This window comes from Reyranella sp. GW821-FHT12G01 (assembly GCF_058806575.1).
Window position 1 is genome coordinate 834,917 of the sequence record NZ_JBXAPV010000001.1, and the last position, 13,862, is coordinate 848,778.

Consider the following 13,862-nt stretch of genomic DNA (forward strand, 5'->3'; position numbering starts at 1 on the left):
CCGTCGATCGTTGGTTACGGCCTCAGGGCTTCCAGCGCAGGAAGTTGGCGATCAGCCGCAGGCCCGTGGCCTGGCTCTTCTCGGGATGGAACTGCGTGCCGGCGAGATTGTCGCGGCCGACGATCGCGGTGACCGGGCCGCCATAGTCGGTCCGCCCCAGCACCGTCTCCGGCTTGCTGGCCGCAAGCTGGAAGGAATGCACGAAGTAGGCATGGTCGCGCGGCGCGATGCCGTCGAGCAGCGCGTGCGGCCGCAGATCGGTCAGCTCGTTCCAGCCCATGTGCGGGATCTTGAGATGATCCTTGCCGGGTTCGATGCGCACCACGTCGCCCGCGATCCAGTCGAGGCCGGCATGGATGCCGTATTCGACGCCGCGCGTGGCCATGAGCTGCATGCCGACGCAGATGCCGAGGAACGGCTTGCCGCGCTCGATCACCTCGCGCTGCAGGGTGTCGACCATGCCCGGTACGCCGTAGAGGCCGGCGCGGCAGTCGGCGAAAGCGCCGACGCCCGGCAGCACGATGCGGTCGGCCGCCGCGACTTCGGCCGGCTGCGAGGTCACCAGCACGCGCTCGTCCGTGCCCGCCTCGCGCGCGGCGCGCTCGAAGGCCTTGGCGGCGGACCGCAGGTTGCCCGAGCCGTAATCGACAATGGCGACGGTCATGATGGGATGCCTAGAGCACGCCCTTGGTGCTGGGCACCGCCGTCGTCTGCCGCGGGTCGATCTCGACCGCGACGCGCAGCGCCCGGGCAATGCCCTTGAAGCAGCTCTCGACGATGTGGTGGTTGTTCTCGCCGTAGTGGTTCCACACATGCAGCGTCAGGCCGCCGAGCTGGGCAAAGGCCTGGAACCATTCCTTGAACAGTTCGGTGTCCATGGTGCCGAGCTTGGGCTTGGTGAACTCGACCTTCCAGATCAGGTACGGCCGGTTCGACGCATCGAGTGCCACCTCGGTCAGCGTCTCGTCCATCGGGATGGTCGCGCTACCATAACGGCGGATGCCCTTGCGGTCGCCCAGCGCCTTGGTCAGGCATTCGCCCAGCACGATGCCGGCATCTTCGGTCGTGTGATGGTAGTCGATGTGCAGGTCGCCCTCGGCGCGCAGCGTGATGTCGATCAGGCTGTGGCGGGAGAGCTGTTCCAGCATGTGGTCCAGGAAGCCGATGCCGGTCTTGATGTCGTAGACACCGGTACCGTCCAGATTGATGGCGGCGGAGATGCTGGTTTCCTTGGTCGCCCGCTGCACGGACGCGCGTCGTCCGCCGGTGCCGGGCGTGGTCAGGAGGGGCTGGGTCGTGGCCATGGGGAGGTTCATACAGGAACGCGGGCGGCACGGTCGAGCGCCACACGCGTCAGAATGACGCCGGCCAGCACGATCAGCCCGCCCAGCACGCGGGCTGCAGTCAGCGGGTCGCCGAAGAAGGCGGCCGACAGGCCCACCCCGGCCACTGGGATCAGGTACATGTAGACCATGACCCGGCTGACCCCGAGCCGCTCCAGCCCGGCGGTCAGGCCGAGGAAGGCGACGCCCACGGGGAAGATGGCGGTGTAGAGCCAGAAGCCCAGCAGCCGGTCGTCGAGCTTCGAGAATTCCCCCAGCGAATCGAAGGCGAGCGAGATCGGCACCAGCACCAGCGAGCCGAACAGCGTCGTCCAGGCCATGACCCGGAGCGCCCCCAGTCGCTGGTTATAGGGCGCGCAGCGCTCGACATAGAGCGCCCAGGCGAAGGCCGAGAGCATCCAGAGCAGCGTGCCGTCGAGGCTGCCGAACGACAGGGTGACGGCGCTGAGGCTGTTGTTCACCACCAGCACGACGCCCGCGAAAGCGAGCACGATGCCGCCCCAGCCCAGCGCCGGCAGCCGCCTTCCGCCGAACCAGGCAAGGATCGCGGAGAAGGCGGTGGTGGTGGTCATCACGATCGAGCCGAGGCTCGGCGCCGTGCGCGTCATGGCGAGGCCCCAGCAGGCCTGGAAGAGCGTGACGCCAACCAGCGAGAGCAGGAACAGCGGCAGCCAGTCGCGCCTGGGAAGGCCGAGCGGCCGGCGCATCAACGCCATGACACCGAACAGGAAGGCGCTGGCGACCAGGTAGCGCGAGCCGCTGTAGAGCAGCGGGCTCATGACCTGCAGCACGTCCTTGGCGAAGGGATAGCTCGATCCCATCAGCATGGCCGTGCCGAACATGATGAGGTCGCCGGTGTAGCGGCGAGGCGACGACACCGAACTCACGTCCTGCCTCTAACGTCCTCTCCACCCGCAAAGCGGGGGGAGAGGAAGGGGACCCGCGCAAAGCGCGGGGGAGGTGAGGTGGGTCTTCGTCTTTCCAGCACGCACATCTCGTTCGCATTGAACACCACCTCACCTGCCCATTGCTGCGCAATGGGTCCCTTCCTGTCCCCCACTTCGTGGCGGAGAGGACGCTTGAGGTGGCGTCTCAACCTACGACTTCGGCGCCGTGGACGCCTTCTGTGCACCCCAGAAGCCGAACAGCGTGCCGGCGACACGGCGGATCTGGATCTCCTCCGAGCCTTCGGTGATGCGGTAGCGGCGGTGATGGCGATAGATGTGCTCGAACGGCGTGTGGCGCGAATAGCCGATGCCGCCATGGACCTGCATCGCACGGTCGGCGGCGTCGCAGACCAGCCGGTTGGCGCGGTAGTTCGACATCGCCACCCATTCGCTCACCTGCATGTGGTGCTGATGGTCGAGATGCCAGGCAGTCTTGCGCACCAGGCCGCGCGTCATCTCGGCCTCGGTGTGCAGCTCGGCCAGCGGGAACTGGATGGCCTGGTTGGTCGCCAGCGCCTTGCCGAACACCTTGCGGTTCTTGGCATAGGCCACCGACATGTCGATGCAGTACTGCGCGGCGCCGAGGCTCGAGGCGGCCTGGCGGATGCGGTTCTCGTGCACGAAGGTCTGCGCCACGTCGAGGCCGCGGCCTTCCTCGCCCAGCATGGTCGAGCCCGGCACGGTGACGTTGGTCAGCGAGACCTCGGCATGGTCGGACGGCATGTTGAACGTCCACCACATGTATTCGATCTTGAAGCCCGGGGTCTTCACCGGCACCAGGAACGCGGAGATGCCGCGCGCGTCTCCCACCTTGCCCGAGGTGCGGGCGAAGACGAGATCGGCGGTGGCGGTGTGCATGCCGGTGTTGAACCGCTTCATGCCGTTGATCACCCAGTCCGAGCCCTGCTTGACCGCGGTGGTCTCCATGAAGGTCGCGTCGGAGCCGTGCAGCGGCTCGGTGAGTCCGAAGCCGATGCGCTCGGTGCCGCGGAACATGCCCTCTATGTAGCGGTCCTTCTGCTCCTGCGTGCCGAAGCGATGCAGCAGCAGCGCGACCGGGAAGTTGCCGACGATCGAGCTCTCGTTCTGCAGGTCGTTGTGCAGGCCGAGCCCCTTGTGTGCGAGATGCTCGCGGATCAGCGCCATGGCGAGGTTGGAGCCGTCCTTGCCGCCCAGTGCCTTGGGCAGGCCGAAGCGCAGATGGCCCGCCTTGTCGGCGCGGCGCTTCATCTCCGCCAGCAGCTCTTCCCATTCGTGTCGCGGCTGGCCGTCATTGTCCCAATCCGTGCGGGCATGCTCACGGCGATGGTCGAAGAAGCGGATATTGTCGTTCTCGCGCTCCAGCGGCCGGATCTCGCGCTCGATGAAGGCGTCGAGCTCAGCGATATAGGCTGCGATTTCCGCGGGAATGTTGAAATCCATGCCGCATTTCCTCTTATAAACGGTCGTTCACCGCACTTTAGACTCCCCTCGGGCCGGCGGCCATCGCGAGACATTGGCTGTCGCCGGTTTGCGAAAGAGGGGGCCGACAAGGTCTCAGGGTTGGGCGAGAGGTCAAATTCGCATGAATCATGCGCGTGTATTTGACTACCGTGCACAATCAAAACATAGTGCAACCATCGATACTTGAGCTTCGGGGGAGGCTTCATGTCGGCAAGCACGATCATGCGATTTCGGTCGCCTACCTTTTTGGGCCCTCAGGTTTCCTGAGTGCGGTCCAGTCGGCATCCGGAAGAACCGAAGAATGGGAGCCTTGTTATCTGGCCTGCTCTCGCCCGAACGATCCTCATCGGAACTATGCTGATGGTGTCGGCATGTTCGATCAACGGGATGGGTTTCGCCTCGGCGGAAGTGATCGAAGCGAAGGGTGCTCGCGTCATTCGTACGGAAACCTACGGCGTCGCGCTGCGTGGTGAGGGCGATGCCGGCGTCACGATCGGATATTCCTGGACGCTGGCATTGGTTCCTGACTGTGCCGCCGCACCGTCCGTTGGAAAGTATCGCTTCGGTGTGTCCATGACAGGCCTTCGCCCCATCGCCGTCGTGCGCAGGACGGGCGGCCTTACACTGGACCTCAATCGCCGTGCGATCGGCGTCATGCTTGGCTTTTCCGAGGACGCTCTTCTCAGCGAAATCTCCAGAAACGAATCCATCAACCGGCGTCTCGTTCTGACGCCGGACGAACCGTCCCAAATCGAATTCAGCCAAACCCCGGAGCCGAGCCCATGCGGCTGACGTTTTGCACGGTCGTTCTGTCAGCGGGTGCCATTACGGCGCTCACGGGATGCGAGCCGAACCAGCTCTACATGGGAAGCCGTACCGTCGTCGGTATCAATGCCGCGGTAAATCCTGAGCAGACCAGTGGATCACTGGTCATAGGTTACGATCGCAATTTCGCGACTGTTATCCCTCGCAGCGTCCCTGATGGTCAGAAGCATGATGCGATGACCGCTATCGCTTGCTCGAGTGTCGCGGTGAGCGGAGTGACAATCAAACACTACAAAGAATCGATCGCTACCGGCGAGGCAGCGGAGCTGTTCGCGAAGGCGCTGGCGAACGATCCAAAGCCGGTGAAGGACTTCTTTAGTTGCTTCAAGGAGAAGGGTGGAAATCCCACCAATAGCCGCGCGGCTAATCAGGGTGACGGCCAATGATCGAGCATGGCTCAAGACTCTACCGGATGCCAGTTCTTTTCGCAGCATTCGTGGCGGCGGCTTCTGTCGCCGGATGCGGAAAGACCCTCGTGTTCGCCGAACGCGACGGGGTCAATCTTGCGATTCGCTCCAATGCTTCCTCCACGCCGCCGCTTGAGGTGAACTTTGGCCTCAACCGAACGATCGTGACCGTCGTTCCGCCGGCTGGTGAGGCCAACGGGAAGGCCGATGGTGAAGCCGTCAATATGTTTGCCGGCTTCCAGATCGACAACACTCTGGACGTGACCAAGCCGCTCAACGCCGATCTTCAGATCGACACTCAATTCGCCTCCGGTAAAGCCGCCAAGGCCGTGGCCAGCCAGCCGCAGGTCGTTGCGCAAATAGTCAATGCACGCACCTTGACGTTCTCCACTTCGGAGAGCGCCAAGCGGCTCACTGCCTGGCTGGCGCCCGATGGCAAGCGGTCTCCGACTCGTTATGCCAGCCTTCGAGCGTGGCTCGTTAAGCGCTTCCCCGGGAAGGATATCCTGCCTGGTCATATCATCGGCGACGAGGAAGGTGCCAACTACGAGGCGGTCCGGAAGGCGGCTCTCGATGATTCAGTTCTGATGGCTACGCCAGCAAAATAGTGAGAACCGAAGAATGGCCATATTACCAGCGCCACCGCCAGACATCGTGAACAAAGTGCCCAACGAGGAGGTTGGCACAACAGTTTCGATTTGGATGGCCGAGAATCCAACGAAGATCGTTATCGTTCCAGATGGGAAAGACACCTACAAGATAACGATACAGCGCCCTCCGCCGGCACCGTAGATACGGCCTAAGCGCTGCTTCGTGCCTACATGGCCGCCGGCAGATCCACCCTGAACCGGCTGCCCCCACCTTCCGCTTCTAGACACACCGCGTCGCCGCCGTGGCGGCGGGCGATGTCGAGGACCAGGGCGAGGCCGAGACCGCTTCCGCGGCCGCTCTCTGCGGCGCCGGCCATTCGGTAGAAAGGTTCGAAGATGCGCTGGCGTTCGGCTTCGGGGACGCCGGGGCCCTTGTCGGTGACTTCGAGCACGGCGCAGTTGGCCTCGCGCGTGACCGACACGGCGACCGACTCGTCACCGTCCTTGGCCGCGCCGTAACGCTGAGCGTTCTCGACGAGGTTGCGCACCAGGCGGCGCAGCAGGGTGCGGTCGCCGTTGACGGTGACCGATTCGCCGCTCACCTCGACGTCGTAGTGCGAGGCTTCCTCGGCGGCGAGCGCCAGCAGGTCGACGGGCTCGCGCTGTTCCAGGGTGGGCAGCGCTTCCAGTCGGCTCGCCAATAGAATCTGCTCGATGAGCTGGTCGAGTTCGGCCACGTCGCGCTTCAGCGATTCGCGCGTCCGGGCGTCGGCGGCATCGCCGAGGAGCGAGGCGGCGACGGAGATGCGGGTGAGCGGCGTGCGCAGCTCGTGGCTGGCATTGGCCAGCAACAGACGATGGGCGGCCACCAGCTCCTCGATGCGCTGGGCCGAGCGGTTGAAGCTGGCGGCAAGGGCTGCCAGCTCGTCGCGACCCTCGACTTTCACGCGGGCGCCGAGGTCGCCGTGGCCCAGCCGGTCGACGCCGGCCTTGAGGCGTTCCAGCCGTCGGCCGAGGCCGCGCACGACGGGGAAGGAGCCGACCGCGACGGCGACGGCGACGAGGCACAAAGCGGCGGCGATCCAGTAGATCGGATTGGGCCGCTCGCGCACCTGGCGCGCCACCAGCCAGCGGCCGTCGGGTAGCTGCAGGACGAAGTTCGGTCCGCCCGGTCCGCGCCGCCAGCCGGTGCGCGCGCGGTTGGGCTCGAAGCGCGGGGGCGGCTTGCCGGCCATGGCGATCATGTCGCCATCGGGCTCGTAGAGCGCGATGTCGAAGCGCAGCTTGCGCTGCAGCCCCTCGATCGCGCGCTGTTGGTCTGGCCGCGGCGCATTGGCTTCCGGCAGGAGCGCGCCGGTGAGCTCGGCGGCGACGTCGAGATATTGCGGCGTGCGATTGTCGTCGTCGGCCACGCGCCACAGCAGCACCGCCGCGCCGACGAACACCGCCAGCACGATCAGGATCGTGACGTAGAATTGCAGGTAGAGGCGCTGCATGCGCTAGCGGTCCTGGTCCTTGGCGAAGACGTAGCCGGTGCCGCGCAACGTCAGGATGCGGCGCGGCTTCTTCGGATCGTCCTCGATGGCGGCGCGGATGCGGCTGATATGGACGTCGACCGACCGGTCGAAGGCTTCGAGCTTCTCGCCCTTCAGCACATCCATCAGCGCGTCGCGCGAGAGCACGCGGCCGGCGCGTTCGGCGAGCGCCAGCAGCAGCGCGAACTGATAGGAGGTGATGGCACGTTCCTCGCCGTCGACCCGCACGACGCGCGCGCCCTTGTCGATTTCGAGGCGGCCGAAGCGCAGCACGTCGGCCTGGGGCGCCGTGGCGCCCTTGCGACGCAGGATGGCGCGCAGGCGGGCCTGCAATTCGCGCGGCTCGAAAGGCTTGGAGAGATAGTCGTCGGCGCCCAGTTCGAGGCCGACCACACGGTCCATCGGCTCGCCGCGTGCCGTCAGCATCAGGATCGGCACGTCGCTGGTGCCGCGCAGGCGGCGGCACAGGTCGAGCCCGTCGGCGTCGGGCAGCATGAGGTCTAGGATGACCGCGTCGAAGGTCTCGCGCTTGAGGTGGGCCTCGCCGTCGCGGCCGGTGCCGGCGACAGTCACGCGAAAGCCCGCCCCGCCGAGATAGTCTGAAACCATCCCGGCGAGGCGGTCGTCGTCGTCGATCATCAGGATGCGCTCGGCCATCTGGTCAGTATCGGACCGGTGCGACCCCGATGTCATCCGCCGTTAGCCCTTCTTGGGGCCGTGGTGGCGTTCGCTCCAGGTCTTGAAGAAGGCCTGGCGCTGGTTGGCGTTCAGCACGTTGCCGGCGTCGGTCAGCGCCTTGGTGAAGCGCTTGGAGCTCGCATCCGCGATCTTCATCTGGTCGACGCGGATCTGCTCGATCTTCGCCGGGTCGATGGTCGGGGCTTCGAGCGCCGCGCGCATCGCCTTGCGGTTCTCGACGCGCTGGGCGTGCAGCGGCTTCAGGTCGGTGAACGCGGCCTGCAGGATGCCGACGATCTGCTTCTTCTGGTCCTGCGACGCGTCGGTGCCGTTCAGGGCCTTGTCCACGCGCTTCTCGATGCGCTGCTGGAACTTGGCCGGATCGACCGACCCGCCGTCCGCCTTGGCAAAGGCCGGCATGCCGGCCGTCGCCGCGAGGCTGCCCGCGAGGAGGGCGGCCATTACCGTCTTGATGCTGAGGTTCGTCATGTCTGTCTCCATCTGTTTCGGGTTGCTGTCCCCGTGAAGCCAAGATGGAGGGTCCCGGTTTCGCGCCCATCTCGCGGCGGTAAAGTTGTGTAAAGTGCCCCGACAATGACGATCGTGACGACCGAGCGCCTGTCGCTCCGACCCTTGCTGCCCGCCGATGCCGAAGATTACGCAGCCATGCGCTTCCACCCCGAGGTGGCGAAGTGGCTGCCACCGGCGCCGGGCAAGGTGCAGGAAGGCGATTTCGTGGCATTGGCCCATGCCGCCATCGAGCGCTTCGCCGTTTCCTGGCAGGAACGCCGCTACGCGCCCTGGGGCGTCTTCCTCGACGGCAGGCTGATCGGCCATGCCGGACTGAATTTCATAGAACAGTTCGACGGCGTCGAAGTCCTGTGGTCACTGCATCCGGAGGCCCAGGGCAAGGGCTATGCGACGGAAGTGGCGCGAGCCGCGCTCGCCTACGGCTTCGACACGCTGGACCTCGACATGATCTTCGCGATCACGCTGGAGGAGAACCGCGCCTCGCGCGCGGTGATGGAGCGGATCGGCCTCACCTACCGCAAGCGGGTCGATTACAAGGGCTTCACCGATATCGTCTGGTACGACATCGATCGCGCGGGCTACGCCGAGAGGACGTCCAGCGCGGCGCGGTGAACGGCCGGATCGCCGGCCGCGACGACAGCACCTTCGGAATGCATGTCGAGCGCGCGGCCCTTCCAGTCGGTGATCAGGCCGCCGGCGCCCGTGATGACGGGAATGAGCGCGGCATAGTCGTAGAGCTTGAGGTCGGCCTCGACGACCAGGTCGACATGACCCGAGGCCAGCAGGCCATAGGCGTAGCAGTCACCGCCCCAGCGGAAGAGCTTCACCTTCTCGGTGAGCGTCTGGTGCGGTTTGACGTAGCTGCCGGCAAACATGCCGGGCGCGGTCGAATACATGTAGGCGTTAGCGAGGCTCGCGCAGGCGCGGACTGTGATCGGCTTGTCGTTCAGCGTCGAGCGCTGGCCTTCGACGCCCAGCCAGCGTTCGCGCAGGATCGGCTGGTCGATGATGCCCAGCACCGGCTTGCCGCGATGGAACAGGCCGATCAGCGTGCCGAACAGCGGTAGACCGGTAATGAAGGCCTTGGTGCCGTCGATCGGATCTAGCACCCAGACATACTCGGCGTCGGTCCGGACCGCGCCATGCTCCTCGCCGAACACGCCGTGCTCGGGCACGTGGCGCGTCAGCAACTCGCGCATCGCCGTTTCGGCTTCGCGATCGGCGATGGTGACAGGGCTCTGGTCGGACTTGTCGTCGACCGTGACGCCAGTGCGGAAGTAGCGGGCCGCGATCGGCCGTGCGGCGTCGGCCAGCTGGTGGGCCAACGCGACGAGATCGGACGGAACCACCTAGGGGAGCGGCGCGGGCGTGTCGGCCATCGTGCGCAGGTAGGCGATCACGTCGGCGCGATCCTGCTCCTTGGGGAGGCCGGCAAACGCCATCTTCGTGCCGCGGATGTAAGCGGTCGGCTTGAAGATCATGTGGTCGATGTCTTCGTAGCTCCAGTCGCCGCCCTTGGCCGTCATCGCCGAGGAATAGCCGAAGCCCGCATGGCTGCCCTTCGGACGGTTGACCACGCCCCACAGGTTCGGTCCGACCTTGTTGGCGCCGCCCTTGTCGATCGTGTGGCAGGTGAAGCACTGCTTCTGGAACATCGCTTTGCCGGCCTCGACATTGGCGCCGGCCAGCTTGGGGCCGATCGGCGGAATCTCGATGGCGGCGGGCGCAGCGGCGGTCGCCGCGGGCGCGTCGTCGGTGACGGCGAGCGCCGGCTTGTCCAGCTTGTGCGGATGCACGACGGCATTGGATACCTTGCCGACCACCATCGCGAAGAGGGCGGAAGCCAAAACGCAGCCTGCGATCGTGTTGAAACTGGCCATAGTCAGATCCCGGAACGGCAAATTCTACGGACGCTGCTGTAGCATGCCCGCACGGCCGCCAGTAGTATTCCATCGCGTCTGGCGGATCGCGCGGCGGAACGTCGCAAGTGCCGGATATTACGAGGTTTTTCGCCTATCGGTGGGCGTCAAAAAGCGACGCGGGGAGTCAGGTAAAATGGCCAAGGGACGGGGCGGCAAAGCCGCCGCCAGCAACATCATCGCCTTCCAGGGCGAGCCCGGTGCCAATTCCGACATGGCCTGCCGCGCGGCCTTTCCCTACATGACGACCCTGCCGTGCCCGACCTTCGACGCCGCCATGGGCGCGGTCCAGGCCGGCAAGGCGGAACTGGCGATCATCCCGGTCGAGAACTCGATCGCCGGCCGGGTCGCCGACCTGCACAGCCTGCTGCCGCACACCCGTCTCAAGATCGTGGCCGAGCACTTCCAGCGGGTCGAGCACTGCCTGGTGGCTCTGCCGGGAGCGTCGCTGAAGTCCATTCGCACGGTGAAGAGCCACGTCCAGGCACTGGCCCAGTGCCGCAACTTTTTGAAGAAGAACCGGCTGCAGCCGGTGGTCCACGCCGACACGGCCGGCGCGGCGCGCGAAATCGCGGAGATTGGCGACGCCAGCGTCGGCGCCATCGCCTCGTCGCTGGCCGCCCGCATCTACGAGCTGAAGGTCCTGGCCAAGAACATCGAGGACGCCGACCACAACACTACCCGCATGCTGGTCTTCTCGCGCGAGGAAGCTCATCCGGACTGGCGTACCGTGCAGTGCATGACCGCCTTCCTGTTCCGGGTCAGGAGCCGGCCGGCCGCGCTCTACAAGGCGCTGGGCGGCTTCGCGACCAATGGCGTCAACATCGTGAAGCTGGAGAGCTACCTCTCCGGCGCGCGCTTCGAGCAAGCGCTGTTCTACGCCGAGGTCGAAGGCCATCCCGAGCAGCCCAACGTCATGCTGGCGCTGGAAGAGCTGGGCTTCTTCTCCGACGAACTGAAGCTGCTGGGATCGTTCCCGGCCAATCCCTTCCGGCGCAAAGGCTGGGAAGCCCCGACCCGTCCCGGCACCTGAGCCCCCCTTAAAGGTAATTCATGCCGCAACAGCCCGTCCGCATCGCACCGTCCATCCTGGCGGCGGACTTCGCCGCCCTCGGCCAGGAGATCGAGGCGGTCACCAAAGCCGGCGCCGACTGGATCCATGTCGATGTGATGGACGGGCATTTCGTGCCCAACCTCACGATCGGCCCGATGGTGGTGAAGGCGCTGCGCAAGCACAGCAAGCAGACCTTCGACGTCCATCTCATGATCTCGCCGGTCGATCCGCTGGTGCCGGCCTATGTCGATGCCGGCGCCGACGTGATCTCGTTCCATCCCGAGGCCGGCCCGCACGTCCATCGCACGATCCAGCTCATCAAGAGCCTCGGCCGCAAGGCGGGCATCGTGCTCAATCCCGCGACGCCGCTCTCCACCATCGAGCATGTGCTGGGCGATCTCGACTTGGTGCTGGTGATGAGCGTCAATCCAGGCTTCGGCGGCCAGGCCTTCATCGAAAGCCAGCTCCCCAAGATCGCGGCGCTGCGCAAGGCGATCGACGCACTGGGCAAGCCGATCGACCTCGAGGTCGATGGCGGCGTCAACGTCGAGACCGCGAAGCGCTGCATCAAGGCCGGCGCCGACGTCCTCGTCGCCGGTACTGCCGTGTTCACCGGCGGACCCGAACGCTATGCGGCCAACATAGAGGCACTGCGCTCATGACCGACATGATCTTGCACCACTATCCGAACTCGCCCTTCTCCGAGAAGGTGCGGATCGCCTTTGGCGTCAAGAAGGCCGCGTGGAAGTCGGTCGTGATCCCGAACATGCTGCCCAAGCCCGACCTGATGCCGCTGACCGGCGGCTATCGCAAGACGCCGGTGATGCAGGTCGGCGCCGACATCTACTGCGACACGCAGCTCATCATGCTGGAGATCGAGAAGCGCGCGTCGGCGATGCCGCTCCTGCCGAAAGGCAAGGAAGGCGAGGCGCGGGCGCTCGCGATGTGGATCGACCGCAACATCTTCTGGGCGGCGGTCGGCGTCGTCATGGGCGCGCTGGGCGACAAGCTGCCGGAAGCCTTCCTGAAGGATCGCGCCGCTTTCTCCGGTCGCTCCTTCGATCCGGCCGCGCTGAAGGCCGCCGCGCCGATGGCGCTGCAGCAGACTCATGCGCAGCTCGTGATGGCCGAGCAGATGCTGGCGGACGGGCGAGCCTATCTGCTGGGCGCGGAACCGTGCCTGGCCGACTGCGCGCTCTACAATCCGGTGTGGTTCATCAAGGAGCGGCTGGGCGGCGGAAAGACGGTGCCGCCGTTCGACCGGTTGCCGCTCCTCACGGCCTGGTCCGAGCGCATGAAGGCGGCCGGCAGCGGCAGCCCGACCGAGATCAGCGCCGCCGACGCGATCGCCATCGCGAAGGCCGCGACGCCCGAAGCGACCACTGTCGATGCCGGCGATCCCAGCGGCCTGAAGGCCGGTCAGACGATCAGCGTCACACCCGACGATACCGGCAAGGTGCCGGTGAGCGGTGTGCTGGTCGGATTGACCAGCGACCGGGTCTCGATCAAGCGCCATGACGAACAGGTCGGCGACGTGGTGGTCCACTTCCCCCGCGCCGGCTTCATCGTCACGCCGGCTTAGCTAATTGTCGTCCTGAGCGAAGCGAAGGACCTGGCGGAGCGACCAGACGATTCTGTAGCTGGCGTGAGATCCTTCGCTGCGCTCAGGATGACACCGTCTATTTAGACGACCGCGACGCCGATCTCGTTCGCGATCCGGCGCAGGGCGGCGACGGAGCGGGCGGTCGCGTTGCGGCCGTCCTGCGGGCAATGCGTCTCGATGCTGGCGAGGATTTCCCGGACCGGGTGCGCAGCCCTGGTGGTCTCGGTGAGCAGGCGCGTGAGTTCGGCGGCCCACGGGATGTCGCCGTCGCCGAGCGGCACGGTGCGCCGGGCCGTCGTGTCGCGATCCTTGAGATGGATGAGGTCCACCAGCGGCGCCAGTTGGGCGATCTCCGCATCGGTCGGCAGCTTGCCCATGGACCAGGCGTTGCCGATATCGACCAGCGGTCGTAGCCGGTCGGCGGCCGCTGGGTTGGCCTCGGTGACATCCGACAGGGCGGTGAAGAACTCGGCCAGCTCGGTGATGGAGCCGATGTTGCAGACCGGCTCGTTCTCGATCTCGACGGTCACCGAGTAGGTGAGGCCGAGATCGGCCAGCCGCTCGAACCGGCCGAGCAGGTCGGTCGGCTTGTAGCCGGGATAGCGGAGATGGCTGAACACACGGATCCGCTCGGCGCCCAGCACGGTCGCCATGTCGAAGGCATGGACCAGCGGATCGTCGGCCGGGCAGTCGGACGGATCGAAGGCGAAGTCGACCTTGCCGCCCGCGGTTCCCTTGTCGGGCGCGGCCCATTTCAGCAGCGGTGACACGAGCGTCGGCACGCTGAGCCCGGCCGCCTCGATCCTGCGGGCAATCGCGCCGGCCTCGTCGAGCGACATGCCGAGCAGGTTCCTGCCCTCCACCGTGCGCATGTCGAGGCGGCGCACCTCGTGCTCGTGGCAGAACGAGATCATGTCGTCGAGGGAGGGGCCGATTTCGTCGCCGATGACGGCGAGGGCGAGACGGGGAAGCGACATGCCGCTAACC

The 13,862-nt window shown here is 65.9% G+C and carries 17 protein-coding genes; 7 read left to right on the forward strand and 10 right to left on the reverse strand.

Going from position 1 to position 13,862, the window contains the following annotated elements; all coding sequences use genetic code 11:
• Positions 1–22: 22 nt before the first annotated feature.
• The 4 genes from hisH to AC1RP5_RS04070 form a co-directional block, all read right to left on the reverse strand.
• Entirely contained in the window at positions 23–664 is a 642-nt protein-coding gene (hisH, locus tag AC1RP5_RS04055; RefSeq protein ID WP_493109296.1) for an imidazole glycerol phosphate synthase subunit HisH, read from the reverse strand.
• 10 nt (positions 665–674) lie between these two features.
• On the reverse strand, positions 675–1,304 hold the full coding sequence (gene hisB / locus AC1RP5_RS04060; RefSeq protein ID WP_493109297.1) for an imidazoleglycerol-phosphate dehydratase HisB: 630 nt from the start codon (positions 1,302–1,304) through the stop codon (positions 675–677).
• An 8-nt stretch (positions 1,305–1,312) separates the two neighbouring features.
• Positions 1,313–2,221 (reverse strand): DMT family transporter, encoded by a 909-nt coding sequence (locus tag AC1RP5_RS04065; RefSeq protein WP_493109298.1) that lies wholly within the window; start codon positions 2,219–2,221, stop codon positions 1,313–1,315.
• Between the two features lie 219 nt (positions 2,222–2,440).
• On the reverse strand, positions 2,441–3,712 hold the full coding sequence (locus tag AC1RP5_RS04070; protein WP_493109299.1) for an acyl-CoA dehydrogenase family protein: 1,272 nt from the start codon (positions 3,710–3,712) through the stop codon (positions 2,441–2,443).
• Positions 3,713–4,087: 375 nt separating this feature from the next.
• On the opposite strand from AC1RP5_RS04070, the gene AC1RP5_RS04075 reads away from it, so the two are divergent.
• From AC1RP5_RS04075 to AC1RP5_RS04085, 3 genes are read left to right on the forward strand one after another with little or no spacing between them, the layout of a single operon-like run.
• Positions 4,088–4,525, forward strand: coding sequence for a hypothetical protein (locus tag AC1RP5_RS04075; RefSeq protein ID WP_493109300.1), 438 nt, complete (start codon positions 4,088–4,090; stop codon positions 4,523–4,525).
• Positions 4,516–4,944 (forward strand): hypothetical protein, encoded by a 429-nt coding sequence (locus AC1RP5_RS04080; RefSeq protein ID WP_493109301.1) that lies wholly within the window; start codon positions 4,516–4,518, stop codon positions 4,942–4,944. Before AC1RP5_RS04075 ends, AC1RP5_RS04080 begins: the two co-directional genes overlap by 10 nt.
• Positions 4,941–5,573, forward strand: coding sequence for a hypothetical protein (locus AC1RP5_RS04085; RefSeq protein ID WP_493109302.1), 633 nt, complete (start codon positions 4,941–4,943; stop codon positions 5,571–5,573). The genes AC1RP5_RS04080 and AC1RP5_RS04085 overlap by 4 nt, the downstream gene beginning before the upstream one ends.
• A gap of 209 nt (positions 5,574–5,782) precedes the next feature.
• Here the strand turns inward: AC1RP5_RS04085 and AC1RP5_RS04090 are convergent, their stop codons facing one another.
• Genes AC1RP5_RS04090 through AC1RP5_RS04100 form a run of 3 tightly spaced genes read right to left on the reverse strand, consistent with a single transcriptional unit; the run spans position 5,783 to position 8,257 of the window.
• Positions 5,783–7,051, reverse strand: coding sequence for a sensor histidine kinase (locus AC1RP5_RS04090; RefSeq protein ID WP_493109303.1), 1,269 nt, complete (start codon positions 7,049–7,051; stop codon positions 5,783–5,785).
• Positions 7,052–7,054: 3 nt separating this feature from the next.
• Complete coding sequence (locus AC1RP5_RS04095; protein ID WP_493109304.1) at positions 7,055–7,747, reverse strand: response regulator; 693 nt, start codon at positions 7,745–7,747, stop codon at positions 7,055–7,057.
• A 42-nt stretch (positions 7,748–7,789) separates the two neighbouring features.
• Positions 7,790–8,257, reverse strand: a complete 468-nt coding sequence (locus tag AC1RP5_RS04100; RefSeq protein WP_493109305.1) for a Spy/CpxP family protein refolding chaperone — start codon at positions 8,255–8,257, stop codon at positions 7,790–7,792.
• Between the two features lie 105 nt (positions 8,258–8,362).
• Between AC1RP5_RS04100 and AC1RP5_RS04105 the strand changes: the two genes are divergently transcribed.
• Positions 8,363–8,911, forward strand: coding sequence for a GNAT family N-acetyltransferase (locus AC1RP5_RS04105; protein WP_493109306.1), 549 nt, complete (start codon positions 8,363–8,365; stop codon positions 8,909–8,911).
• Here the strand turns inward: AC1RP5_RS04105 and hisN are convergent.
• Together hisN and AC1RP5_RS04115 are read right to left on the reverse strand one after the other, a co-directional pair.
• Entirely contained in the window at positions 8,878–9,624 is a 747-nt protein-coding gene (hisN, locus tag AC1RP5_RS04110; RefSeq protein WP_493109307.1) for a histidinol-phosphatase, read from the reverse strand. The genes AC1RP5_RS04105 and hisN overlap by 34 nt on opposite strands.
• A 24-nt stretch (positions 9,625–9,648) precedes the next feature.
• Positions 9,649–10,179: a c-type cytochrome gene (locus AC1RP5_RS04115; RefSeq protein ID WP_493109308.1), complete on the reverse strand. Its 531-nt coding sequence runs from the start codon at positions 10,177–10,179 to the stop codon at positions 9,649–9,651.
• A 175-nt stretch (positions 10,180–10,354) separates the two neighbouring features.
• Between AC1RP5_RS04115 and AC1RP5_RS04120 the strand changes: the two genes are divergently transcribed.
• Genes AC1RP5_RS04120 through AC1RP5_RS04130 form a run of 3 tightly spaced genes read left to right on the forward strand, consistent with a single transcriptional unit; the run spans position 10,355 to position 12,854 of the window.
• Positions 10,355–11,251, forward strand: a complete 897-nt coding sequence (locus AC1RP5_RS04120; RefSeq protein WP_493109309.1) for a prephenate dehydratase — start codon at positions 10,355–10,357, stop codon at positions 11,249–11,251.
• A 20-nt stretch (positions 11,252–11,271) separates the two neighbouring features.
• Positions 11,272–11,934: a ribulose-phosphate 3-epimerase gene (gene rpe, locus AC1RP5_RS04125; RefSeq protein ID WP_493109310.1), complete on the forward strand. Its 663-nt coding sequence runs from the start codon at positions 11,272–11,274 to the stop codon at positions 11,932–11,934.
• Positions 11,931–12,854 carry a glutathione S-transferase family protein gene (locus AC1RP5_RS04130; RefSeq protein WP_493109311.1) on the forward strand — a complete coding sequence of 308 codons (924 nt, stop codon included), beginning with the start codon at positions 11,931–11,933 and terminating at the stop codon, positions 12,852–12,854. Before rpe ends, AC1RP5_RS04130 begins: the two co-directional genes overlap by 4 nt.
• A 101-nt stretch (positions 12,855–12,955) precedes the next feature.
• On the opposite strand, the gene AC1RP5_RS04135 is transcribed toward AC1RP5_RS04130, so the two are convergent.
• The gene (locus AC1RP5_RS04135) at positions 12,956–13,852 is read right to left on the reverse strand and encodes a sugar phosphate isomerase/epimerase family protein (protein WP_493109312.1); all 897 of its coding nucleotides are present in this window, start codon (positions 13,850–13,852) and stop codon (positions 12,956–12,958) included.
• Positions 13,853–13,862 lie beyond the last annotated feature (10 nt).

Excerpts from the sequence above, each read along its gene's own strand:
- hisH (WP_493109296.1), bottom strand. The coding sequence starts at position 664 with ATGACCGTCGCCATTGTCGATTACGGCTCGGGCAACCTGCGGTCCGCC.
- hisB (WP_493109297.1), bottom strand. The coding sequence starts at position 1,304 with ATGGCCACGACCCAGCCCCTCCTGACCACGCCCGGCACCGGCGGACGA.
- AC1RP5_RS04070 (WP_493109299.1), bottom strand. The coding sequence starts at position 3,712 with ATGGATTTCAACATTCCCGCGGAAATCGCAGCCTATATCGCTGAGCTC.
- AC1RP5_RS04075 (WP_493109300.1), top strand. The coding sequence starts at position 4,088 with ATGCTGATGGTGTCGGCATGTTCGATCAACGGGATGGGTTTCGCCTCG.
- AC1RP5_RS04080 (WP_493109301.1), top strand. The coding sequence starts at position 4,516 with ATGCGGCTGACGTTTTGCACGGTCGTTCTGTCAGCGGGTGCCATTACG.
- AC1RP5_RS04085 (WP_493109302.1), top strand. The coding sequence starts at position 4,941 with ATGATCGAGCATGGCTCAAGACTCTACCGGATGCCAGTTCTTTTCGCA.
- AC1RP5_RS04090 (WP_493109303.1), bottom strand. The coding sequence starts at position 7,051 with ATGCAGCGCCTCTACCTGCAATTCTACGTCACGATCCTGATCGTGCTG.
- AC1RP5_RS04095 (WP_493109304.1), bottom strand. The coding sequence starts at position 7,747 with ATGGCCGAGCGCATCCTGATGATCGACGACGACGACCGCCTCGCCGGG.
- AC1RP5_RS04100 (WP_493109305.1), bottom strand. The coding sequence starts at position 8,257 with ATGACGAACCTCAGCATCAAGACGGTAATGGCCGCCCTCCTCGCGGGC.
- AC1RP5_RS04105 (WP_493109306.1), top strand. The coding sequence starts at position 8,363 with ATGACGATCGTGACGACCGAGCGCCTGTCGCTCCGACCCTTGCTGCCC.
- AC1RP5_RS04115 (WP_493109308.1), bottom strand. The coding sequence starts at position 10,179 with ATGGCCAGTTTCAACACGATCGCAGGCTGCGTTTTGGCTTCCGCCCTC.
- AC1RP5_RS04120 (WP_493109309.1), top strand. The coding sequence starts at position 10,355 with ATGGCCAAGGGACGGGGCGGCAAAGCCGCCGCCAGCAACATCATCGCC.
- rpe (WP_493109310.1), top strand. The coding sequence starts at position 11,272 with ATGCCGCAACAGCCCGTCCGCATCGCACCGTCCATCCTGGCGGCGGAC.
- AC1RP5_RS04130 (WP_493109311.1), top strand. The coding sequence starts at position 11,931 with ATGACCGACATGATCTTGCACCACTATCCGAACTCGCCCTTCTCCGAG.
- AC1RP5_RS04135 (WP_493109312.1), bottom strand. The coding sequence starts at position 13,852 with ATGTCGCTTCCCCGTCTCGCCCTCGCCGTCATCGGCGACGAAATCGGC.